The organism is Agrobacterium tumefaciens, assembly GCF_017726655.1.
Lineage (GTDB): Bacteria > Pseudomonadota > Alphaproteobacteria > Rhizobiales > Rhizobiaceae > Agrobacterium > Agrobacterium tumefaciens_B.
On sequence record NZ_CP072309.1, the window covers coordinates 144,160 to 167,475 of the forward strand.

Here is a 23,316-nt window from a genome sequence, read left to right on the forward strand (position 1 = left end):
CAGTTAAAACACGTCAAGCGATGGTGGCCGCCTTGATCGCGGGTTCGAGATCGTTCCAGAGAGCCTCCGTGCCCTCCAGCCCGACATGCAGGCGCACCGACCGTGCGCTGATGCCGAAAGTGTGGGCGGAGTTTGGCTGCGCCTTCTGTTCGAGCACCACTTCCCCCGGAACGATCAGGCTTTCATGCCCGCCCCAGGAAACACCCAGTTTGAAAAGCTTGAGGCGGTCGGCAAAAGCGCGCACATCCACCCCCTCCTTGAAGATGAAGGAGAACAGGCCGGAGGTGCCGTTGAGGCCGGGCGGCAGGCGGTTCGCCAGCCCCGGATGGCAAACGGTTTCCACCACATCGAGAGCGTGAAGGCGCGTCGCTATATCCATAGCCGAGGCCTGATGCGCCTTCATGCGCAACGGCAGGGTACGCAAGCCACGGATGAGCAGCCACGCATCGAAAGGCGACATCTTGCCGCCGAGATAGGGGTAGGCCTCTGCCCGAATGCGGTCGATCATGGCCTTCGAACCGGCAACCACGCCGGAGACCACATCGCTATGGCCGCCAAGATATTTCGAGGCGGAATGCAGAACGAGATCGACACCCAGCGAGATCGGCTGCTGGAAAACCGGGCTCGCCCAGGAATTATCGATGACGGTGACCGCACCATGCCGTTTGCCGATGGCGGCGAGGGCACCGACATCATGCGCCTCCATCACCCAGCTTGTCGGGCTTTCCATGTAGAAGAGTTTCGCGCCCGGCATCGCCTTTTCTACCGCCGCCTCATCGCGACCATCGACATAGACGACCTCGATATTCATGCGCTGCATGAAGGTGCCGAACAGGCGGAAAGCATCGGGATAAACGTGGCGTACCGCGACGATCCGGTCACCGGGCGACACGAAGGAAAGCACGGTGGATGAGATCGCCGACATGCCGCTGGCAAAACCAAGTGCGTCTTCAGCACCCTCGAGTTTCGCCAGCATCTCTTCGAACAGTCGAACGGTAGGGTTCAGTCCGCGCGTATAGACCGGCCGCACCTTCTCGCCGCGATAGGTGGAGACCATTTCGTCGTAGCTGGAAAAAGTGAACAGCGACGTCTGCACGATGGGCGGCACCACGGCCTCGAAGGCGTGGGCTTCGTCATGGGCGACGATCAGGGAGGCGGGATCGAAGAGATCGTTGCCATGGTTCATTTCGACATGTCCTTGATATCTTCCTCGACGACGGCGAGGATTTTCAGTGTTTCTTCCCGCGCCGTTTCTGCGTCTCCGGCGGCAATCGCGTTGAACAGGGTGCGATGAAAGGGAAAGGAGCGACTGGCGAAATCCGGCCGGTCAAAGGGTTTCGACCAGAAGCGTTCAAAACCCTCGCGCATCTGCTCCAACAGCTGCTTAAACAGCGAATTATGCGTGGCGTCATAGATGGAGAGGTGAAAGGCGAGATCCGCCTTGCCAGAGGTTCCCTCGGCCAGATGCACCCGCTCCATCTCATCGAGCCGCGCTTCCATGGTGGCGATGTCCTCGGGCGTGCGACGGCGCGCAGCGGCCATGGAGGCTTCGACCTCGATGCCGCGGCGCACCTCCAGCGTCATCAGCAACGCATCGCGCAGGCTTTCGGCGTCGATGGAAATCGGCATATGCACGGTGGCGGCGGAAATCGGCTTCAAGAGGTAATTGCCGCTGCCCTTGCGGCTGTCGATGACGCCGAGTGCCTGAAATTTGCGGATGACTTCGCGGATTGTGGACCGCCCCACACCCAGCGCCGCCATAAGCTCCCGCTCGGCTGGTAGCCGGTCTCCCGCCTTCAGCCCTGCCCGCTCCACATAGTCGGAAAGCGTGGCCTCCACCTGGCGCACGCGGTCGCTCGGCGGAATCGGCTGCATGAGTTCCCGGCTGGACCTGTCCAAAGACGCATCCCCTAAATTGGTCTGACATCTTACCATTCCAAAAGGTAAAAGGAATGTCAACGGGCAAATCATGTTGCACACACCTCTCAACAAAATGACTTAGCCCTCTGAAATAACTATATATTATCAATTAGGCTACCCGGCTTGGTGGGTGGCCAGTCCGGCAAAAAATCATACCGCATCGTCCCTCGACATCGAAAAAGTCAAAGGGTAACGCTTTACGGGAAGAGATAATTGCGCCGCATCAAGGCGACGGAGAGCCGCCGATTACGGCGTCTTCACGCGCGCCGCCAGACGCGCCAATGCGTCGGCATGCTCATTGCCGACAGAGCCCGAATGCCCCTTGCACCATTCCACGGCCACGTGGGGATGCCGCTCCAGCAGCGTGTCTAGTTGCTGCCAGATTTCCCTGTCAGGGATCGGTCTTCGGCGTGTGTGCTGGTTGGGCGTGATGCGCTTCCAGCCATTGTTGCGCCAGATCGCCCGATATCGATTGCAGCCCTCAATGACATGAACGGCATCCGTCCAGAGCGTGACCGCACGCGTTGGCGCCTCGGCGGCGATCCACGACATGGCGTTCAGGACGGCGAGGACCTCGAAAGTATTATTAGATGTGCCGGATGCTTTGCCCGAGGCCGAATGGATTTGGTTGCCTGCTTCATGAACGACGAAAGCCCACCCTCCGGAACGGGAGGCATCGTTGAAGGAGCCGTCGGTGAAGATGTGAAGCGGGTCAGCCATGAGGGTGTGTAGCACCGAATTGGAGATCGCTAAACAAACAGGTCATCGGACGGGAATATTTCGTTCCGATGCCGTCTCGCGTTCCTCGGCAAGCAGAAGAGGCTTCACAGAAATGCAGGAAGGGCGGCGTAAGCCACCCTCCCCATCATCGCAGCGAAAGAACTGAACTTACTGGCTGAGAACCGCCGCCGTGATCGTCTGCATATTGTGGTTGATCATGTCGATATAGGTCGAAGCCGGGCCGTCGGCGGTCGAAAGCGCGTCAGAGTAGAGCGTGCCGCCAACCTTCAAGCCGGTTTCGCTGGCAATCTGGTCGATCAGCCGCTTGTCGGTGATGTTCTCGACGAAGATCGCCGAGGCCTTGTCGTGTTTTACCTGATCCACCAGCTTGGCGACATCGGCGGCCGAGGCTTCTGATTCCGTCGATATGCCTTCAGGGGCAAGGAAGTTCAGGCCATAAGCGTGCTCGAAGTAGCCAAAGGCATCATGCGAGGTGATGATGACACGTTTTTCCGGCGGGATGGCTGCAATCTCGGTCTTCACCATCTCGTTCAGCGCAGCAAGCTTGGCAATATAGGCATCCGAGTTGGCGGTGTAGGTTGCGCAACCGGCCTTGTCGACTTCGCAAAATGCGCCGGCGATGTTCTTCACGTAGATTTCCGCGTTCTTGATCGACTGCCAGGCATGGGGATCGTACTCGCCGTGATGGTGCCCCTCGTGGCTGTGATCGTGAGCCTCAGCGGTCTCGTGTTTGTGGCCAGCCTCTTCGGCTTTGTGGTCGTGGCCTTCTTCTTCTGCTTCCGGATGGGCGTGACCGGCCGGCTCGTCGGAAAGCTTGAGGGGTTCAACGCCCTTCGTCAATTCAACCACCGGAGCCTTGGTGCCGCTCGTGTCGATAAGGCGCTTCAGAAAGCCCTCGAATTCGAGGCCATTGACCAGCACCACATCCGCCTTGCTGACGGCGACGGCATCGGCCGGGCGCGGTTCATAAACGTGAGCATCGCCATCTGGCCCCACCAGCGTTGTAATCTCAACGCGGTCGCCGCCGACGTTTTTCGCAAAATCGGCGATGATCGAAAAACTGGCCACGACCTTGAGTTCGGCGGCGGAGGCCTGCGCCATCAGAACTGGGGAGAGGGAAAGAAGGCTGGCGCAGGTTGCCAGACGGAAGGTTTTGAACATGAGGGTTCTCCTTTTTTAAACGCTGTTTTCAGGCCGTTCTGTGACGGCTGGAACCGAGAAGATCGCTGAGCACGCCGCGCGTGCCGACGAGGATGGAGAGCGCATAGATGACGCCCGCGGAAAGAATGATCGCCGGGCCGGATGGCAGCGATGCGTGATAGGACAAGAGCAGGCCGGCAAAGCAGGATACCATGCCGATTCCGATCGAGATGAAGCACATGGGTGCCACGCGGTTGGACCAGAAGCGGCTGGCGGCGGCGGGCAACATCATCAGGCCGACCGAGAGCAAAGTTCCCAGCGCCTGAAAACCGCCAACCAGATTGAGCACGACGATAGCAAGGAAGAGGAAGTGCACCGGGCTGCCCCAGTTACTGACGGAGCGCAGGAACAGGGGGTCGAGGCATTCCGCCAGCAGTGCCCGCCAGAAGGTAATCATCACCACAAGCGTCACGACGCAGATGCCGCTGATGAGGCCGAGCGCCTCGTTGTTCAGCGCCAGCACCGTGCCGAACAGCACATGCATGAGATCGACGCTGGAGCCACGCCACGAAACGAGCAGCACGCCGAGCGCCAGCGAGATAAGGTAGAACGCGGCAAGCGACGCATCTTCCTTCTGGACGGTGAAACGCGACACGGCACCGGCACCGAGCGCGACCAAAAGGCCAACTGCGAGGCCACCGACAGTCATCGGCAGGATTTCCAGCCCGTAAAACAGAAAACCGACGGCCGCACCGGGCAGGATGGCGTGGGACATGGCATCGCCCGTGAGACTCATGCGCCGTAGCATCAGGAATACTCCGACCGGCCCGCAGGTGATGGCGAGGATCAAGGCACCGGCGAGTGCCCGCTGCATGAAGACATATTGAACGAAGGGTTCGATGAAGAGATCAGCCATGGGCGTTCGCGGGGAGATGAGAAGGGGAATGGGAGGGGGCCTGACGCGGACTTGCCCCTGCGGTTTGCAGTGAAGGCGCCTCGGATGGCTCACACCAGGGTGCGTTTTCCTCCCATGCCTCGTGGAAATGCTGCGCCTGCCGGATATTCTCAGCCGTCAACACCTCCGCCGTAGTTCCCAGCCCGATGAGCTTTCGGGCAAGGAACAGGGTCTCTGGAAAATGCTGCCGCACGAGCTGGAAGTCATGAAGAACCGCCAACACCGTGCGCCCCTCCGCGACCCATGACTTGATCATGACCATAAGGTCAGCAACAGTCTTCTCATCAACGGCGTTGAAGGGTTCATCGAGCAGGATCAGCTGCGCGTCCTGCAACATGGCGCGGGCAAACAGCGCGCGCTGCATCTGCCCGCCAGAGAGTGAATCGATACTGCGCCTTTCAAACCCGGAAAGCCCCACCGCCTCCATCGCGCGCGCCATCGCCGCCCGGTCTTCGCCACGGTGGCGGCCAAGCAGGCCGCGTTGCGGCCAAAGGCCGAGCGCCACCAGGTCCCGCACCTGCGCGGGAAATGAGCGGTCGAGTTCCGATTGCTGCGGCAGATAAGCGACGGAAACATCTGAGCTCACGCGGCACTCACCGCCGAGCGGCTTCAATATGCCGGCAATGCCCTTCATCAGCGTCGATTTTCCAGAGCCGTTGGCGCCGACCACCGCAGTGAGCGAGCCTTTGGCAATATCGCCATTCAGATGATGCACCGCCGCACGGCCGGCATATCCAAGCGTCAGGTTTTTGAAGGCAAGGCACGGATCAGCCATTGATCCCTCCGGGCAGGATGACATTCGATGGCTCTTGATACGTAATGTTATTACATTCGTCAAATGAATATGTAATGAAATAACATTATCTATTGGAAAATGGCTTGCCCGTCGTCACCCTCGGTTTTGACCCGATGGACCACGGCCATGCTGGGCTGTGGCTTCTAAAGTCAGGCCCAAGGATGGCTTCAAGCATGGAGACCGTCTCGATCCAGGAACGCGCTTAGACCTCCGCTCGCGCAGCTTTGCTACTCAGGCCGCTTTCAATTCTCCTGTTGCCTGTTGACATGCTCGATGTTTGTTATGTTATTACATTACTGCGTATGGAAAAAGAACTGCGATCCGCGTCGTTATCTTTCCTCCTCGACGCCAACACCGTGGCCCACGCACGCTCTGCTCACACCAAGAGGTCTCTATGTCGAAAAAACTTCCCGTCACCGTACTGTCCGGCTTTTTAGGCGCCGGCAAGACAACGCTTCTGAACCACATCCTCGCCAATCGCGATGGTCTGCGGGTGGCGTTGATCGTCAACGACATGAGCGAGATCAATATCGATGCCGCATTGGTGCGCGATGGCGGTGCCAATCTTTCCCGCACGGAAGAACAATTGGTTGAAATGACCAATGGCTGCATCTGTTGCACGCTACGCGACGACCTCCTGACGGAGGTGCGGGCGCTGGCCGAACAGGGCCGCTTCGATTACCTCCTGATCGAATCGACCGGCATCGCCGAGCCGCTTCCCGTGGCCGCCACCTTCGATTTCCGCGACGAGAACGGCCGCAGCCTGTCTGATATCGCGCGTCTCGACACCATGGTAACGGTGGTCGATGCCGCCAATCTTCTCAAAAATTACGGTTCGTCGGATTTTCTGGCCGCCCGGGGTGAAACGGCGGGTGATGGCGATAACCGCACCATCGTCGACCTTCTGGTGGAGCAGATAGAGTTCGCTGACGTCGTCGTCCTCAACAAGATCGGTACTGCAACGGCGGAAGAGCGCGATGCAGCCCGCAAGATTATCGTCGGGCTGAACCCTGATGCGAAACTCATCGAGACAGATTTCGGCAAGGTGGCCCTGGAAGAGGTTATGGGCACCGGCCGTTTCGATTTTGCACGGGCGGAAGAACACCCTCTCTGGTTCAAGGAATTGCACGGTTTTAAGGATCACATCCCCGAAACCGAGGAATATGGCATCCGCTCTTTCGTTTACCGCGCCAAGAGTCCCTTCGACCCCGTGCTGTTCCAGCGCTTCATCGATCGCCCTTGGCCGGGGGTGGTGCGCGCCAAGGGGTTCTTCTGGCTGGCGACGCGGCCGCGTTATGTCGGCGAGATCAGCCAGGCGGGCGCCCTGGTCCGTACCGGGAAGATGGGTCTTTGGTGGTCGGCCGTTCCAAAAGAGCAATGGCCCCGCGAAAAGCAGTTTTTGGATATGATGAAGCCTTATCTCGACCCCGTCTTTGGCGACCGGCGGCAGGAAATTGTCTTCATCGGTTCCGATCCAATGAATGAAGCCCGTATCCGCTCCCTGCTGGATGCCTGCCTGATCGATACGGATGCATTCACGCCGGATGCATGGCAGCACCTGCCCGATCCATTCGCAAGCTGGGACAGGCAGGCGGCTTGATTGTCTCCACCGCCCGCATTTCACGCGAGCGGTTACGTCTTTCGCCTTCTCCCCGCCGGGGAGAAGGTCGCGGCAGCGGTATGAGGGGGCGAGGGTAGCGATATGCGGTAAGTTACCCCCTCACCTGACCTTCGCGCCATCTTCTCCCCGGCGGGGAGAAGAAACAAGCCGCACCGTTCTTGCGAAACACTATAGAAAATTTAGCGTCAGCAGCGCCAGAACGAGATATCGCCCTACCTTGGCGATGGTGACCAGCAGCAGAAACACCGGCAGCGGCTCCTTCATGATGCCAGCCGCAACCGTTAGAGGGTCCCCGATGATCGGCGCCCAGCTGAGCAGCAGGGACCATTTGCCATAACGTCGGTACCAGTTCTGCGCCCGTTGCAGCGCCGCCTCCCCGACCGGAAACCAGCGCTCATGCCGGAAACGTTCGATGCCACGCCCAAGGAGCCAGTTGGCGAAAGAACCGGCGACATTGCCGACGCTGGCCACAGCCACCAGCAGCCAGACAGGCTGGGATTTCAGAAGGATGAGACCGGCAAGCGCCGCCTCCGACTGCATGGGCAGGATGGTCGCAGCGATGAACGCCGTCAGAAACAAGCCCGCATATACCGCCAGATCGCCCATTCCCTGCCCTTCATCACCGTCGAATCCCGCCGCCGCTTCTGAAGTGGCGGATGAGGATGGCGGTGGTCAAGCGCCTCGGCTGCGTAGAGGCTGATTCTCAGGCAAAATTCGCGGCAACGGCGCACACGATATTGTCATGATCCACCGCGAGCAGCGCCTAGTGGATGTATATCTGCCTGACATCGCCGAAGTCGGACAGAACGACAATCGTCGTTTCCAGCGGCGGGCAATCAGGCAGCTAAACAAGGTCACAGCAATCGACTCGTCATGTGATGACATGTCACCTTCATCTGCGAAGCGCCATGATTGCCGGCATCGCCTAATATGATAACGCGGCAGTGCGTCTTGGCAAAACGCCACCCGAGCGTACGAAAAAACCACCGACCTAGTAAAATGGAATAATTAATCCGTTCCCTTCACTTTCGTTTTAATCGTTCCACGTTCTCTTGCATTTTCGTTAGAGTTCGCTTTTAATCGACAGTGCTAATACAGGAGAGGTCGCCCGCAGCCGTGTCGTGGAGGACAAGCTGCAATAAGGGGCTGTATCTTTTACTGTTTTCATAATGGGAGGAATCGCCTTGAAAAAACTCAGCTACCGCCTTGCCGCGGCATCTGCACTTTCGTTTTTTGTCACATCGAATGCCTATGCCGTGACGGAGATCCAGTGGTGGCACGCCATGACCGGCGCCAATAACGAGGTCGTGGATACGCTGGCGAAAGAATTCAACGAAAGCCAGAAAGACTACAAGATCACGCCCGTGTTCAAGGGCACCTATCCGGAAACACTTAACGCAGGCATTGCGGCATTCCGCGCCAAACAGCCGCCGGCGATCATTCAGGTCTTCGACGCCGGTTCGGGTGTAATGATGGGTGCTGCCGGCGCGATCAAGCCGGTGGCAGAGGTGCTGAAGGAAGGCGGTTATACCTTCAACAAGGACGAATATCTGGCCGGCATCGTCGCCTATTATTCCAAGCCCGATGGCACCATGCTGTCCTTCCCCTATAATTCGTCCTCGCCGATCCTCTATTACAACAAGGACGTCTTCCAGAAGGCCGGCCTTGACGCCGCCAACCCGCCGAAGACCTGGCCTGAAGTCTTCGAAGCCGCCAAGAAGATCAAGACCAGCGGTGCCGCGCAGTGCGGTTTCACCTCGACCTGGCTCACCTGGATCCAGACCGAAAACTTTGCCGCATGGAACAACGTTTCCTATGGCAGCAATGAAAACGGGCTGGGAGGCACGGATGTGAAGCTTGCGGTCAACGCGCCGCTCTTCGTCGAGCATTTCCAGGCGATTGCCGATCTCGCGAAGGACGGCACCTTCCGTTATGGTGGTCGCACGTCCGAAGCCAAGCAGCTGTTCATGTCCGGCGAATGCGGCATTCTGACCGAATCGTCCGGCGGTCTGGGCGACATCATCAAGACCGGCATGAATTACGGCATCGGCCAGCTGCCCTATTATGAGGGCCATGGACCGCAGAACACCATTCCGGGCGGCGCCAGCCTCTGGGTGTTCGGTGGCAAGAGCGATGCGGAATACAAGGGTGTGGCGGAATTCTTCCACTTCCTCTCGCAGACAAAGATCCAGTCTCGCCTGCATCAGGTCTCGGGCTATATGCCGGTGACGATCGCAGCCTATGAGGAAACCAAGAAATCCGGCTTCTACGACAAGAACCCGGGCCGCGAGACGCCGCTGCTCCAGATGATGGGCAAGCCCCCGACAGAAAACTCCAAGGGTGTGCGCCTGGTTAACCTGCCACAGGTGCGCGACATCATGAACGAAGAGTTCGAGGCGATGCTGGCCGGCAAGCAGGACGCCAAGGCGGCGCTCGACAAGATCGTCCAGCGTGGCGATGCCGCCATCAAGCAGGCGGCCGGCAAGTAACTGATCCCCTGCTCCGCCCGCGCCTCGACAGGTGCGGGCGGTATTTTCATGTCACCAGGAGATCGCCGTGCAAAGCGTCGTATTCCCAAACAAGATCCTGCCTTATCTGCTGGTCGCACCGCAGATCATTTTGACGGTGATCTTTTTCTTCTGGCCCGCAAGCCAGGCTCTTTATCAGTCGACAATGCGCGAAGACGCCTTCGGCCTCAGCAGCAATTTTGTTGGGCTGGCAAACTTCTCCGCCGTCCTGTCGGATGAGAGCTACCTCAACTCGCTCAAGGTCACGGTCATCTTCAGCATCCTCACGGCGCTGGTTTCCATGGGGCTAGCGCTGCTTTTGGCGACGGCGGCGGACCGCGTGGTCCGCGGCAAGGGTCTTTACCGCACCATGATGATCATGCCCTATGCCGTCGCCCCGGCGGTGGCAGGCATGCTGTGGCTGTTCATGTTCAATCCGGCCATGGGAACGTTCTCCTACATCCTGCGCCGCAACGGCATCATGTGGGATCCGCTGCTGAATGGCGATCAGGCCATGCTGTTGGTCGTCGCGGCCGCCGCCTGGAAGCAGATCAGTTACAATTTCCTGTTTTTTGTCGCCGGCTTGCAGGCAATTCCGAAATCATTGCTGGAGGCGGCGTCCATTGACGGAGCCCGCGGAGCGCGACGCTTCTGGACCATCGTTTTCCCACTGCTGGCACCGACCACTTTCTTCCTCCTGGTCGTCAACACGGTTTACGCCTTCTTCGACACCTTCGGCATCATCCATGCGGTGACCGGAGGCGGTCCTGCCAAGGCGACGGAAACGCTGGTTTACAAGGTCTACAATGACGGCTTCGTGAACCTCAACCTCGGCTCTTCCGCCGCGCAATCGGTCATCCTGATGGTGATCGTCATCGCGCTCACCGCCTTCCAGTTCCGCTTCGTCGAGAAGCGCGTGCATTACGGCTGAGGATTTATCATGATTGAAAATCGCCCGGTCGCCCGCGTGATCGCCCATCTGATGCTGGTTCTCGGCATCATCATCGTGGCCTTCCCGATCTATTACACCTTCATCGCTTCGTCGATGACGTCGAACGACATCATCCGTCCGCCCATGTCGCTGCTGCCCGGCGGCCATCTTACCGAAAACTACACAGACGCCATGGTGGGCGGCGTGGAGCGCGTCGTCGGCGTCAGTCTTGAAAGGCTGCTGTTCAACAGCTTCGTGGTGGCACTCGCCATCGCCATCGGCAAGATCGTCATCTCGTTCCTGTCGGCCTTCGCGATCGTCTTCTTTCGCTTTCCATTCCGCATGGGCTTTTTCTGGATGATTTTCATCACGCTCATGCTGCCGGTGGAGGTGCGTATTCTGCCCACCTACAAGGTCATCGTCGACTTGGGGCTGATCGACACCTATGCCGGACTGACGCTGCCGCTGATGGCGTCGGCAACGGCGACCTTCCTGTTCCGGCAGTTCTTCCTGACCATCCCCGGTGAGATGGTAGAGGCTGCGCGTATCGACAATGCCGGACCGTTCCGCTTCATGCGTGATATTCTTTTGCCTCTGTCGAAAACGAATATCGCGGCTCTTTTCGTGATCCTTTTCATCTATGGCTGGACGCAATATCTCTGGCCGCTGCTCGTCACCAACGACGCCAAGATGAACACGATCATTATCGGCCTTAAGCGCATGGTGGATTTCACCGACGCTTCGACGCCCTGGAATTATGTGATGGTGACGGCGATCCTCGCCATCATCCCCCCTGTTATCGTTGTGGTGCTGATGCAGCGCTGGTTCGTCAAAGGTTTGGTGGAGACCGAGAAGTAATGGCAAAAATTGCGCTGAAAGACGTCCGCAAGGTTTATGGCGGCAATGTCGAGGCCATCAAGGGCGTGTCCATGGACATCGCCGACGGCGAAATGATCGTGCTGGTCGGCCCTTCCGGCTGCGGAAAATCCACCCTGCTGCGCATGATCGCCGGTCTGGAGGGCATTTCCGGCGGCCAGATCATCATCGGTGACCGGGTCGTCAACGATCTTGAACCCTCAGACCGCGACATCGCCATGGTGTTCCAGAACTACGCGCTCTACCCGCATATGACGGTGCGGCAGAACCTCGCCTATGGCCTGAAGAACCGCAACACGCCGAAGGAAGAAATCGAGCGGCGCATTACGGAGGCGGCGAAGGCGCTTGAAATCGAGCAGTTCCTGGAACGCAAGCCTCGTCAGCTTTCCGGTGGGCAGCGCCAGCGTGTGGCCATGGGCCGCGCCATCGTGCGCAAGCCGGCGGCCTTCCTGTTCGACGAGCCGCTCTCCAACCTCGATGCCAAGCTACGCGTGCAGATGCGGGTGGAAATCCGCCGCCTGCAACGCTCGCTCGCCACGACCAGCGTTTATGTGACCCACGACCAGATGGAAGCGATGACGCTCGCCGACCGGCTGGTGGTATTGAATGCCGGCCGCATCGAGCAGATCGGCACGCCGATCGAGCTTTATGAAAAACCCGCCACTACCTTTGTCGCCACCTTCATTGGCTCGCCGTCCATGAACCTGTTGAACCACGGAACAGCGACGGCCAACGCTTCCTCCGGCTGGGCGGTACAAGGAACCACCGCACTGCCGCAAGGCGTCGCTACACTCGGTATCCGCCCGGAAGATATTACGCTTGCCACCGAGGCTCCTTCTGACTCCGCCTTCTCCGGCACCGTTCAGGTGGATGCCGTGGAACTTGTAGGTGCGGAAAGCTATGTCCACGGCTCGTTCTCGGACGGCACGACAATCGTCTTCCGCGTTCCCGGTCGCTCACAACTGCGCATCGGCGAAACGTTGAGGATCGCTGCACAGGCCAGGAATTTCCATCTGTTCGATAAGGCGGGCAAACGGCTTTAGCCTCGTCGCAGGCACGGAACACCCGCCAATCGGCGGGTGCCTTCACGACCACTGGAATTCCCAACGACTCGCTACCAAACCAACTCCACCTGCGGACGGCCATTGGACGTTTTCTCCACTGTCCGTCCGGCGGTATCGACATTGCAGTGGATACGCTGGCGGAAAGCGGAAAAGCTTTCGAATGTCACTACATCCACGGGATCGTCGAGATGAAGCGTCAGCCGAAAACGTTCGGGCTCCCCGCCGAGCGCCTGTACGCCCAGAACGGAGGCCACAAATGGCTGGCCAAGGTAAAAGCCTTCCACTCTTGAACCCAGAAGATAAGGATTGAAGGCGGGGCGATTGCCGGCCGCAGCGTGCAGGGTATTCCAGTCGCGGAAGCCATATTGCGCCGCTATAAGCTCCAGCGCTTTCGAGTGGGTGATTCCCTGCCCCTCATCTTCAAGGGCGACGCGCAGGCGTTTTGCCTGTTCCTTTAGACCCTCAAGTGCGGGAAGCGGTTTGGACACAATCATAACGGTTCTCCAACATGTGCATGCCGAATGTTCCGAGGGGTGTCCGCGTTGCCATCGACGACATGCAAAACATGGGATGACCGTTATTAAAGAAAGAGCTTCACCAGGGGCGCAAGCGCCTGCGGACGGCCGGGGCTCTTTGCCCGTGGCCGTCCCTATAGCTTAGAAAGCGCCGCCCGTCAAAGGTGGCGATGCGCTGATGGCTCGATCAGAAACGGTAGGTGATGCCTGCACCGATCAGCCAGGGATCGAGCTTGGCCTTGCCGCTGATGGGCGTGCCACCGAGTTCCGCCGTCCAGTCGGTCTTCAGGAAGATTTTCTTCACGTCGAAGTTCACGCCCCAATGCTCGTCCAGCATATAGTCGAAACCGACCTGTACGGCGGCTCCAAGCTTGTTCTTCACGTCGAGATTGCTGAAGCCGGGCTTTTCCGATTGGTTGTAGAACAGCGAATAGTTCACGCCAGCGCCGATGTAGGGCTTAAACGCACCGAAATCGGTGAAATGATATTGCAGCGTCAGCGTCGGCGGCAGCAGCCAGGCCTTGCCGACAGGTGTGCCAGCCAGCACGCCTTCGCCGTCGATCCTGGCATAGGTGGTGCCGAGGATAAGTTCGGCGGCGAAGTTATCGGTGAAGAAATAGCTGATGTCGAGTTCCGGGATCACGGTATCCGAATAGGACAGGCCCGCCCCGGGGACGCCATCGACGCTGCCGCTGTCATTGGTGATGACGCCGAGGCCACGCACGCGCAACATCCAAGGGCTTGCCGCCGCAATCGCTTCTTCTGCCGTCGGCGCGGGCGCCGCCTCGGTCATATCAGCGGCCATCGCATTGGCCGACGCGAGCATGGCCGCAACGCCAATCGCAACACTGGCAAGCAAGGCATTATTTCTGTTTTTATTCGTCATTCCATCTCTCCTATGGCGCACCGCAGCGGGGCGTTCCCCGCAACCGGTCGATCACGGCGGGCCAATGCGAATCCCCGCCTGCCGCTACCGCTTGGAAGCCACTATGTCGACGGGAGAGACAGGCCGATTGAGATGGATCAAACCGTGGCGGAGAAGATGGATCGGAGCGATCGACCGGCAGGATTTGTGACAATTTCGCAACAGCGCCATACAGAGGCCGGAAACAGGGTGGAGGCCGGCACTTGCGAGCCTCCTCCCGTCTTATCAAGCCGCTTGCGTGGTTAGCGCGGCGGAACCCGGCTTACGCAGGAGCAGAACGGAGACGGCGGCGATCATGCACATCAGACCGGCAATCTGCAGCGCGGGCATATAGGTATCGAAGTCACTCTTGAAGAAACCGGCGCCAAAGGCCGCGGTGGCTGCCCCCAGCTGGTGGCCGGCGAACACCCAGCCGAACACAAGCCCAGCTTTTTCGCGACCGAAGTTTTCCGCGGCGAGCTTCACCGTCGGCGGCACAGTCGCCACCCAGTCCAGCCCGTAGAAGACGGCAAAGACCGAAAGCTCAACGAAGCTGAAGCCTGAGAATGAGAGATAAAGCAGCGAGAGCCCGCGCAGGCCGTAAAACCAGAACAGCAGAAAGCGATTGTCGAACCGGTCGGAAAGCCACCCGGCGAAAATCGTACCGAAGAAATCGAAAACCCCGATCACCGCCAGCGTACCCGCCGCTGTCACCGCAGCCATGCCGAAATCGCCGCAAATCGAAATCCAGTGTGTCTGGATCAGGCCATTGGTCGAAAGGCCGCAAACAAAGAAGGTGCCAAAAAGCACCCAGAAGACGGGGTTGCCCGAGACGCTTCTCAGCGTCACCAGCGGCGATGCCAGCGTGGCGAGGAGATTGTGGTCCTGCTTGACCGGCTTTGCCACGACTGTCTCGCCATAGGCCGGCAGGCCGACATCGGCGGGGTGGTCACGCATTAAAAGCATGACGAGGACCATGGCTGTCGCAATCACCGCAACAGATAACGTCAACGCGGTTCGCCAGCCATAGGCTTCCGTCAGCGCCGCAAGCAGCGGCAGGAAAACCAACTGGCCAGTGGCATTGCTTGCCGTCATCAGGCCGATTACCAGTCCACGACGCTTCGAAAACCAGCGTGTCGCCACGGTGGCGCCCAATACCAGCGCGGTCATGCCGGTGCCGACACCGATCACCACACCCCATAGAAGCAGCAATTGCCACACCTCAGTCATGAAGAACGACGCGACGATGCCACCCATGATCAAGGCCAGGGCGGTGGACACCACCTGCCGGATGCCGAAATGATTCATGAAAGCGGCGGCAAAGGGCCCAAGCAGACCGAACAGCACAAGCCTGACGGCCATGGCCGAAGAAATATCGGCAATATCCCAGCCGAATTCCTGGTGCAGCGGCTGGATCATCACCCCCGCCGATCCCATCGCACCGGCGGTGGCCAGCATGGTGAGGAAGGTGGTGGCGGCAACGAGCCAGCCGTAATGCAGGTTTCTGGCGGCCATCCAGCTGGCGAGGCGTGCGGATATCATGTTCAAATTTCCCTTAAAGCGCGATTGCCTGACTTCTCTACTTATCCAATTTACGGGTATATGCCCGCGTTAGAATCAAAAAATTACAGTGCTTCCAGCAACTGCTGCAATTGCGCTGTTTTCTCTGGCCCCAACCGGGCCTCGATATCATCCTGCACCCGATCCCAAAGCGGAGCCCCCGCCTTTAAAATCGCATGACCCTCCTCGGTAACGGAGAGCATCGCTTCCCGCTGATCCTCGCCGTGGCCTATAGCGACCAGACCCATCCGCGCCAACACTTTTGCATTGCGGCCAACGGTGGAGCGATCCAGCTCCACCCGGGCGGCCAGATCCGTGAGCGAGACCGGCGCCGTTCGATTGATATTCCGCAGCAGGCTAAACTGAGCGATATTCACACCAAGCGGCGCCAGCGCCTCGTCATAATAGGACGAGACCTTGCGGGATGCTTTGCGCAACAGGATACAGTGGCAGTGACTGTTTGACATGACACGGGTATATACCCGCAGATTGTCGGGCGCAAGCCCTTCCCGGAAATTGTCGGCCGCCGCAGGGGCGGCTTCGCAATCGCGCAAAGCGGAAACAATAAACCCCGGCTTTGGGCCGGGGTTTGACATCAGACGGGAAATTCGTCTCAGGCAGAGAGCCGGCGGCCGGCCGCGACGAGCATTCCCGCCGCGCCTTCCAGCCAACCGGATTTCAACTCCAGCGCCAGGAAACGGCTGCGTTCAAACGGGCCGGGCATCATCAGGTGCTGCGTCTTGTCGGCAAAAAAACCGAAACGCTCGTAATAGGGGGCGTCACCAACCAGAAGGATTGCGCCGTGGCCGCGCCTGGTGGCCTCGCCAATGGCGGCACGCATCAGCGCCGATCCGATGCCCTTGCCTTCATGGGCGGCATCGACGGCGAGCGGGCCGAGCAGCAGGGCTTCGACGGCGCGACCTTCGCGGGTGATCCCCGCCTCGACGTTCCACAGGCGCACCGTGCCAATGACATGGCCGTTCTCATCGCGGGCGACCAGTGCCAGGCCCTCGGCTGGGACCCGGCCAGCGCGCAGCTTTTCCGAAGACTTGCGGCGGCGGCCCGCACCCATGGCGCGGTCCAGAAGGTTTTCACGGGCAACGACATCGCCCGGATTTTCCTGATCGACATGAAATGTCTGCGGGGTGAAAAATGCCCGTACCGAATTCAAAAGAGCGGCCATCCTTGGCCTCCCGTCGCAACACCGCCCACACGCGGCCCTTGATAAAAATTGGTGGAGCCGTCCCGGCCCGCCGACACGCTTTCCTCGGCTGGAAGAGGCGCAGCAAGCAGGGGATTGCGCAACAGCACAATCGGCAGGGCCGGAACGGAAGCTTGGTCGAGACGCCGCCCTTTTCAGCGGACGGCGTTCGGATCAGATGACGTAGGCCTTCAGCGGTTCGAAACCGTTGAACGCGACCGCCGAATAGGTGGTCGTGTAGGCGCCCGTGCCTTCGATCAGAACTTCGTCGCCGATGGTCAGAGAGACCGGCAGCGGGTACATGTTCTTTTCATACAGCACGTCGGCGCTGTCGCAGGTCGGACCGGCCAGAACGCAGGGCTGCATCTCGTCCTGATCGCGCTCGGTGCGGATCGGGTAACGGATTGCCTCGTCCATCGTCTCGGCGAGACCGCCGAACTTGCCGATGTCGAGGAACACCCAGCGGTGGTTGTCGTTGTCAGACTTCTTCGAGACGAGAACGACTTCCGCCTTGATGACGCCAGCATTGCCGACCATGCCGCGGCCCGGCTCAATGATCGTCTTCGGGATCTGGTTGCCGAAGTGCTTGCGCAGCGCGGTATCGATTGCCTGGCCGTATTCTTCGGCAGCAGGAACGTCGCGCAGGTACTTGGTCGGGAAACCACCGCCCATATTGACCATCTGCAGGTGGATGCCCTGCTTGGCAAGCGATGCGAACACACGCTTGGCGTCAGCCAGCGCCGCATCCCATGCGTCGAGGTTCATCATCTGCGAGCCGACGTGGAAGGATACGCCGTAGGACTCGAGACCGAGCTGATGGGCGTAGACGAGAACGTCCACCGCCATCTGCGGCACGCAGCCAAACTTGCGCGACAGCGGCCATTCGGCACCTTCACCATCCGTGAGCACGCGGCAGAAAACGCGGGCGCCAGGAGCGGCACGCGCAACCTTCTCGACTTCCTCATGGCTGTCCACGGCGAAAAGATCGATGCCGAGCGCGTGGGCGCGAGCAACATCGCGTTCCTTCTTGATGGTGTTGCCGAAGGAGATACGGTCAGCCGTCGCACCGGCGTCGAGCGCCATCTGGATTTCAGCCACGGAGGCGCAATCGAAGTTGGAGCCGAGCGACGCGAGCAGCGTCAGGATTTCGGGAGCCGGGTTCGCCTTGACGGCATAATAGATCGCGCTGTTTGGCAGGGAATGCCGGAACGCGTTGAAATTATCGCGCACGACGTCGAGATCAACCACGAGGCAAGGGCCTTCGGGACGTCGGGTCTTGATGAAGTCGAGAATGCGTGCAGTCGTCATCGATGTATTCCCTGTTAAACCGGCTCCGGAAAAATCCGGAGGACAAAGGACGCTCGAGATATGCATTCGAATCAGCCGGTGGAGGCGCAGAATCGATAGCATACGCTCAAGGCGCGAATGTGAACGACGCCCTGCCAGAGCATCATTCGGCTTTGTCTGCCATGGATTGGAGGGAATGACCCGACCGCACTTCAGGCAATGATGGTGTGCCTCTTCAGTACCCCGGCTGATGGAAAGCCGGCAGAGAACCAGAAAGGCCCGCACCGTCGTTGCTTCGTATGTCCTCGCATTTCCCGGTTGGCCGGAATAGCGACTGGAGGGGTTAGTTCCAGGTACCTTACCTAAATCCTCACCACATCGAGGAATCGGCGGACACACATGGGCACGTGCGACTTTGGGCAGCACGGGAGATAAGAATATTCGCAGTCATAATCAAGAGGAATTTTTCACCAAAGAGCGGATTTTTTCGGCAGCGATTTAAGGGTTGAACAGTGACCGCCACACGTTCAATTATATGGAACAAACCGGAGGATTTCATGGATACCCTGACCCGCATCCGCGCCTTTATCGATGTTGTCGAAGCGGAGGGATTTTCTGCAGCGGCGCGCAAGACAGGCCGTTCAAAGGCGCTGCTGTCGAAATATGTCCGGGAACTGGAGGATGATCTCGGCGCGCTGCTCCTCAACCGCACCACACGGCAGTTCTCTCTGACCGAAGCTGGACATACCTATTATCGCACTGCCTCCGATATCCTCAAAGAGATCGATAACCTCGCTGATCTGGTGCGGGAAAAAAATGCCGATCTGAAGGGCAAGCTCAGGATTTCCGTTCCCCGCACCTTCATCGATGCCGATGTCGGCCAAAGCCTGATCGACTTTGCCAAGGAAAATCCGGAACTCGCATTGGAGATCGTTGCCGATGACAGGTTCGTCGATCTGATCGAGGAAGGTTTCGACCTGGCGATCCGTATCACCCGCCTGGAAGATTCGGGCCTCATCGCCCGCAAGCTGTCCGACTTCAGGGTCTATGCGGTTGCCACGACGGATTTCGTGGCGAAACATGGACCCCTTGACGGCCCGCAGGATTTCGCCCGCGTCCCTTTCATCATCGATACGAACACGCGTTTCCACAATACGGTGCGGTATCTGGAGCCGGATGGCGGATCGAATTCCGTGACCATCAGCGGACCGATCGAAGTCAATAGTCCGCAGGCGACATTACGCGCTGCGCGAGCGGGTCTCGGCATCGCCATGGTGCCTGACTTCATTGCCCGTCCTCATATCCAGTCCGGCGAACTTGTGACGCTGTTTGACGACTACATTTCAAAGGACCGCGGCATCTATGCCGTCTACCCGCACCGCCGCTACCTGCCAGCCAAAGTACGCAGTTTTGTTGATTATCTCTCGGCGTGGTTCAGGAAGAACGCGTGATGCGAAAATGAAACGCCCGCCTCGCGGCGGGCGTCTACAGCCGCTGAAATCAGATCAGAACGGCGAATCCGGAAAGTAGAACTGCTCGGCATTGTCCTTGGTGATCAGCGTCGCATCAAGGATGTACTCACCCGCGACCGGCACCTGATCGAAGAAATGCCCGGCCGTCAGCTGCATGGCGGTCGCCACCATCGCCGGCGGATAGAGCACGTCGACCGGCACGAGCTTGTCGCCGTCCATGACCTTCTTGATCATGTCCTTGGAACCGGCGCCGGCAACGATGTATTTGATATCGGTGCGCTTAGCCTGCTGAATGGCTTCCAGCACGCCGATTGCCATGTCGTCATCCTGACACCAGACCACGTCGATCTTCTTGTACTTGGTCAGATAGTCCTGCATCACGCGGAAGGCGTCGTCACGGTTCCAGTTGCCGTACTGGCGGTCAAGAACCTTGACGCTGGAGCCGGCGATGCCCTTGTCAAAACCATCCTGGCGCTGCTGGTCGATCGGGATCGGCAGCCCGCGAATGACCACGACTTCGGCATCCGGTGTCGTCTTCTTGATGTATTCGCCGGCCACCTGGCCGAGCGCCGGATTGTTGCCGGCCACATAGAGATCGCGGATCGAATTGTCGTTGACACTCGGCGCGCGGTCGACGAGCGCGACGAAGGTGCCCTTGTCCTTGATTTCCTTGATGGCGTTGACAAGCGGGTCGGGATCGGACGGCAGGACGACCAGCGCGTCGAGCCCCTGCACGGCCAGATCCTGCAGCGCGTTCGCCTGATTGGCTGCATCCGGCGATGTCTTGACGATGACATTGAGCCCCGGATGCTCCTGCATCAGAAGCTTGGCCACACGCTCGGCGTGATAGACCACGCCCGCCGTCCAGCCGTGGTCGGCCGCCGGAATGGAGACGCCGATCGTGACCTTCTTGTCCTGCGCATGGGCAGAACCCGCAAGGACCGTTGCCAGCGCGGCAAAGGCCACGCCGATGAATTTTCTACGCATAGTCTCTTTCCTCCCAAGACCGGGGCGTTCCTCCTCCAACCGCACCTGCCCCAGATGGCGCGGCGTGATACCTTACCTGCGGCTGAGCGAGCGCTGCACCAGCATGGCAATGATGATGATGGCCCCCTGAATGGCGCCAATCAGATATTCGCTGACGAAGTTCGACAGGATCATGATGTTGCCGACGATTTCCAGAATGAAGGCGCCGCAGATCGTGCCCCAGATGCGCCCTACCCCGCCGCGCAGCGCCGTGCCGCCGACAACAACCGCCGTGATCGCCTGCAGCTCCCAGAGCATGCCGGTGGTCGCAGACGTCGAAGCAAGGCGCGGCACGTAAAGCAGGACCGCAACGGCGACGCAGAGCCCCTGCACGACGTAGGCGATGGTTCTCACCCTCGCGACCGATATGCCGGAATAGCGTGCGACATCTTCGCTCGACCCCACCGCCGTCAGATGCCGGCCGTATCGCGTGCGGTAAAGCACGAAGGCCGCAAGCGCGGCGGTGACGAAAATGACGATCACAGGCACGGGTACGCCGAGCACATTGCCGAAGTAGACCGGGCGATAAAGCGTCTGGATTTCGGGGTTACGCAGCGTTATCGCGCCGCCCTGTGACAACCAGGTGGTCAAGCCGCGATAGATGCCCATGGTGCCGAGTGTGGCGATGAAGGGTTCGATACGGCCGATGGTGGTGATGAGGCCGTTGGCAAGCCCGCAAGCCGCGCCGATGGCGAGCGCCAGCGCCATGGCGGCAATCAGCATGACCGCCGGGTTCGCGATCGAACCGCTATTCATGAACAGGATCATCAGGCTGGCCACGAAAGCAACCATCGCCCCGACTGAGAGATCAAGCCCGCCGGACGTGATGACATAGGTTGCACCCAGCGCGATAATGGCAATGAAGGCGCTGCGGGTGATGACATTCAACAGATTGTCGATGCCGATGAAATTCGGGTTGGCAATGGCGCCAAGAACCAGAAGCAGGGCGAGCGCCACGAATGGCGCTACGGCGCGCAGGTCCCAGTCTTTGGAAGTCTTCGGCGTTTTGCCGGAATCGAGTGCGGCCTCAGTCATTTTTCCCCTCAATTGTCTTTTCGTCAGGCCTTTTCCAAAGGGCTCGCTTCTCAGGCGACTTCCTGTGTGTGAACGCCCGTCGCAAGCGCCACGATGTCGTTTTCGGTCATGCGCTCGCCCGCCACCTCGCCAACGATCCTGCCAGAACGCATGACCAGAATGCGGTCGCAGATGCCAATCAGCTCCGGCATTTCCGACGAAACCACGATGATCGACCGCCCCTCGTCAGCAAGCCTGGCGATGAAACGGTAAATCTGCTCCTTGGTACCGATGTCGATGCCGCGTGTCGGTTCATCGATGATGACGATCGACGGATCGAGCAGCATCATCTTGGCCAACAGCAATTTCTGCTGGTTGCCGCCGGAAAGCTGACCCGCGAGCAAATCCTTGCGGCCGGTGCGAATGTCGAAATCGCGCACCGCATCATCGAGCGCCGCCGTCTCCCGGCGGGTGTCGATCTGGAACAGCCGGCTGAATTTCTTAAGCGACGCAAGCGTGAGATTGATCCGCAAGTCTTTGCCGAGCAGCAATCCCTTTCCCTTGCGGTCCTCGCTCAGATAGACGATGCCAGCCTTCAGACTGTCTTCAGCTTTGGCGAAATGGGCGAGGCGGCCGTTATGGCGCACTGTTCCGCGTCCTGGCCGCAGGCCGAGTATGCCTTCCATAAGTTCCGTTCGCCCGGCACCGACAAGCCCCGCGAAACCGAGAATTTCACCTCTGCGCAGGCTGAAACCGGCATCCTGGGCATAGCCAGGCACGGTAAAATGCTCCACCTCCAAAACTGGCTCCCGCTCGCCGCCGGCGGCTCGATCCGGATAAAGCTTTGCCACATCGCGCCCGACCATCAGCCGTGCCATATCGGCAGGCTCCAGCGCCGAGGCGGGGTGGGAAGCGACCAGCTTGCCGTCACGCAGTACGGTCACCCGGTCGGCAATCTCCTTCACTTCAGGCAGACGATGCGAAATATAAAGCACCGCCACGCCCTTTGCCCTGATGTCTCTGATGACATTCAGCAGCGCATCTGTTTCGATGGGTGTGAGGCTGGCGGTCGGCTCGTCGAAAATCACCACGCGGTGCGGCACCAGCAAAACCCGCGCGATCTGCACCAGCTGCCTCTGGGCAATCGACAGGCTGCCGACAATCGCGTCCGGATCAATCGTACCGCCGAGATCGCCGATCGCCTTGCGGGCGCCCTCGCGCATGGCGCGGTCGTCCACGCTCGCACCCCTGCAAAGTTCACGGCCGAGATAGATGTTCTGCGCCACCGTCAGATCGGGTGCGAGCAAAATTTCCTGATGTACAAGAACGATGCCGCGATGTTCGGCGTCCACGGGGCCGCTGAGGACCACCGCTTCACCATCAATCCGGATTTCTCCGCCCGTCGGCTTCTCGTTGCCTGCGAGAAGCTTCATCAGCGTCGACTTGCCGGCACCGTTTTCGCCGATGATCGCGTGAACCTCGCCGGCCCGGACAGAAATCTCGATATCCTTGAGAACCTGTACCGGCCCGAAAGATTTCGAAAGGCCGACTGTTCGGATAAGACCGCCGTCTGGAGAGTCGTCAGCAAAAGCCATGTGTCGTCACCAGTTCCGCGAAAGAACGGGCGACAGCAGTCTCTTTGTTCTCGTGAAAATGACCATCCGCGAACTCCTCCCAAAGCTCGAAGAAGAAGCTAGCGTCGGTTTTGAGGTACGTAAAGCAAATTTCGCTCGTCTTTTAGAATACACTCAAATTTGACCAGCAGATGCCGCTCTTTGCGGTCACG

The 23,316-nt window shown here is 59.3% G+C and carries 22 protein-coding genes; 6 read left to right on the forward strand and 16 right to left on the reverse strand.

Features of this window, described 5'->3' with window-relative positions:
- Positions 1–13: 13 nt before the first annotated feature.
- The 6 genes from AT6N2_RS14855 to aztA form a co-directional block, all read right to left on the reverse strand.
- Complete coding sequence (locus tag AT6N2_RS14855; RefSeq protein ID WP_209089955.1) at positions 14–1,186, reverse strand: PLP-dependent transferase; 1,173 nt, start codon at positions 1,184–1,186, stop codon at positions 14–16.
- Complete coding sequence (locus AT6N2_RS14860) at positions 1,183–1,875, reverse strand: FadR/GntR family transcriptional regulator (RefSeq protein WP_209089957.1); 693 nt, start codon at positions 1,873–1,875, stop codon at positions 1,183–1,185. Before AT6N2_RS14860 ends, AT6N2_RS14855 begins: the two co-directional genes overlap by 4 nt.
- 291 nt (positions 1,876–2,166) lie before the next feature.
- The gene (locus AT6N2_RS14865; protein WP_209089959.1) at positions 2,167–2,640 is read right to left on the reverse strand and encodes a ribonuclease H family protein; all 474 of its coding nucleotides are present in this window, start codon (positions 2,638–2,640) and stop codon (positions 2,167–2,169) included.
- Positions 2,641–2,808: 168 nt separating this feature from the next.
- Entirely contained in the window at positions 2,809–3,822 is a 1,014-nt protein-coding gene (gene aztC, locus AT6N2_RS14870) for a zinc ABC transporter substrate-binding protein AztC (RefSeq protein ID WP_209089961.1), read from the reverse strand.
- Positions 3,823–3,850: 28 nt separating this feature from the next.
- Positions 3,851–4,717, reverse strand: a complete 867-nt coding sequence (aztB, locus tag AT6N2_RS14875) for a zinc ABC transporter permease AztB (protein ID WP_209089963.1) — start codon at positions 4,715–4,717, stop codon at positions 3,851–3,853.
- A complete protein-coding gene (aztA, locus tag AT6N2_RS14880; protein ID WP_209089965.1) occupies positions 4,710–5,531 on the reverse strand; it encodes a zinc ABC transporter ATP-binding protein AztA in 822 nt (273 codons plus the stop codon). Before aztA ends, aztB begins: the two co-directional genes overlap by 8 nt.
- A gap of 415 nt (positions 5,532–5,946) precedes the next feature.
- On the opposite strand from aztA, the gene AT6N2_RS14885 reads away from it, so the two are divergent.
- On the forward strand, positions 5,947–7,152 hold the full coding sequence (locus AT6N2_RS14885) for a GTP-binding protein (RefSeq protein WP_209089967.1): 1,206 nt from the start codon (positions 5,947–5,949) through the stop codon (positions 7,150–7,152).
- Positions 7,153–7,341: 189 nt separating this feature from the next.
- Here AT6N2_RS14885 and AT6N2_RS14890 read toward each other — a convergent pair whose 3' ends face one another.
- On the reverse strand, positions 7,342–7,779 hold the full coding sequence (locus AT6N2_RS14890) for a YqaA family protein (protein WP_209089970.1): 438 nt from the start codon (positions 7,777–7,779) through the stop codon (positions 7,342–7,344).
- Positions 7,780–8,351: 572 nt separating this feature from the next.
- On the opposite strand from AT6N2_RS14890, the gene ugpB reads away from it, so the two are divergent.
- The 4 genes from ugpB (at position 8,352) to AT6N2_RS14910 (ending at position 12,530) form a co-directional block, all read left to right on the forward strand.
- Entirely contained in the window at positions 8,352–9,662 is a 1,311-nt protein-coding gene (gene ugpB, locus AT6N2_RS14895; protein WP_209091868.1) for a sn-glycerol-3-phosphate ABC transporter substrate-binding protein UgpB, read from the forward strand.
- 67 nt (positions 9,663–9,729) lie between these two features.
- Entirely contained in the window at positions 9,730–10,611 is an 882-nt protein-coding gene (gene ugpA, locus AT6N2_RS14900; protein ID WP_063949941.1) for a sn-glycerol-3-phosphate ABC transporter permease UgpA, read from the forward strand.
- A 9-nt stretch (positions 10,612–10,620) separates the two neighbouring features.
- Complete coding sequence (ugpE, locus tag AT6N2_RS14905; RefSeq protein WP_063949942.1) at positions 10,621–11,469, forward strand: sn-glycerol-3-phosphate ABC transporter permease UgpE; 849 nt, start codon at positions 10,621–10,623, stop codon at positions 11,467–11,469.
- On the forward strand, positions 11,469–12,530 hold the full coding sequence (locus AT6N2_RS14910) for a sn-glycerol-3-phosphate import ATP-binding protein UgpC (RefSeq protein ID WP_209089974.1): 1,062 nt from the start codon (positions 11,469–11,471) through the stop codon (positions 12,528–12,530). Before ugpE ends, AT6N2_RS14910 begins: the two co-directional genes overlap by 1 nt.
- A 71-nt stretch (positions 12,531–12,601) precedes the next feature.
- Here the strand turns inward: AT6N2_RS14910 and AT6N2_RS14915 are convergent, their stop codons facing one another.
- The 6 genes from AT6N2_RS14915 to odc2 form a co-directional block, all read right to left on the reverse strand.
- Positions 12,602–13,045 carry a glyoxalase superfamily protein gene (locus AT6N2_RS14915; RefSeq protein ID WP_063949944.1) on the reverse strand — a complete coding sequence of 148 codons (444 nt, stop codon included), beginning with the start codon at positions 13,043–13,045 and terminating at the stop codon, positions 12,602–12,604.
- Between the two features lie 208 nt (positions 13,046–13,253).
- Positions 13,254–13,952, reverse strand: coding sequence for an OmpW/AlkL family protein (locus AT6N2_RS14920; RefSeq protein WP_209089977.1), 699 nt, complete (start codon positions 13,950–13,952; stop codon positions 13,254–13,256).
- A 264-nt stretch (positions 13,953–14,216) separates the two neighbouring features.
- A complete protein-coding gene (locus tag AT6N2_RS14925; RefSeq protein WP_209089980.1) occupies positions 14,217–15,512 on the reverse strand; it encodes an MFS transporter in 1,296 nt (431 codons plus the stop codon).
- A gap of 83 nt (positions 15,513–15,595) precedes the next feature.
- Positions 15,596–15,997, reverse strand: coding sequence for a MarR family winged helix-turn-helix transcriptional regulator (locus tag AT6N2_RS14930; protein WP_209091869.1), 402 nt, complete (start codon positions 15,995–15,997; stop codon positions 15,596–15,598).
- Positions 15,998–16,143: 146 nt separating this feature from the next.
- Positions 16,144–16,713 (reverse strand): GNAT family N-acetyltransferase, encoded by a 570-nt coding sequence (locus AT6N2_RS14935; RefSeq protein ID WP_063949948.1) that lies wholly within the window; start codon positions 16,711–16,713, stop codon positions 16,144–16,146.
- A gap of 192 nt (positions 16,714–16,905) precedes the next feature.
- Positions 16,906–18,039: an ornithine/lysine decarboxylase gene (gene odc2 / locus AT6N2_RS14940; protein WP_209089983.1), complete on the reverse strand. Its 1,134-nt coding sequence runs from the start codon at positions 18,037–18,039 to the stop codon at positions 16,906–16,908.
- 536 nt (positions 18,040–18,575) lie between these two features.
- Here odc2 and AT6N2_RS14945 point away from each other — a divergent pair.
- A complete protein-coding gene (locus AT6N2_RS14945; protein ID WP_063949950.1) occupies positions 18,576–19,469 on the forward strand; it encodes a LysR family transcriptional regulator in 894 nt (297 codons plus the stop codon).
- A gap of 54 nt (positions 19,470–19,523) precedes the next feature.
- On the opposite strand, the gene AT6N2_RS14950 is transcribed toward AT6N2_RS14945, so the two are convergent.
- The 3 genes from AT6N2_RS14950 to AT6N2_RS14960 form a co-directional block, all read right to left on the reverse strand.
- Positions 19,524–20,477 (reverse strand): substrate-binding domain-containing protein, encoded by a 954-nt coding sequence (locus tag AT6N2_RS14950; RefSeq protein WP_063949951.1) that lies wholly within the window; start codon positions 20,475–20,477, stop codon positions 19,524–19,526.
- Positions 20,478–20,549: 72 nt separating this feature from the next.
- Positions 20,550–21,551 carry an ABC transporter permease gene (locus AT6N2_RS14955; RefSeq protein WP_063949952.1) on the reverse strand — a complete coding sequence of 334 codons (1,002 nt, stop codon included), beginning with the start codon at positions 21,549–21,551 and terminating at the stop codon, positions 20,550–20,552.
- 50 nt (positions 21,552–21,601) lie between these two features.
- Positions 21,602–23,125 (reverse strand): sugar ABC transporter ATP-binding protein, encoded by a 1,524-nt coding sequence (locus tag AT6N2_RS14960; protein WP_209089985.1) that lies wholly within the window; start codon positions 23,123–23,125, stop codon positions 21,602–21,604.
- Positions 23,126–23,316 lie beyond the last annotated feature (191 nt).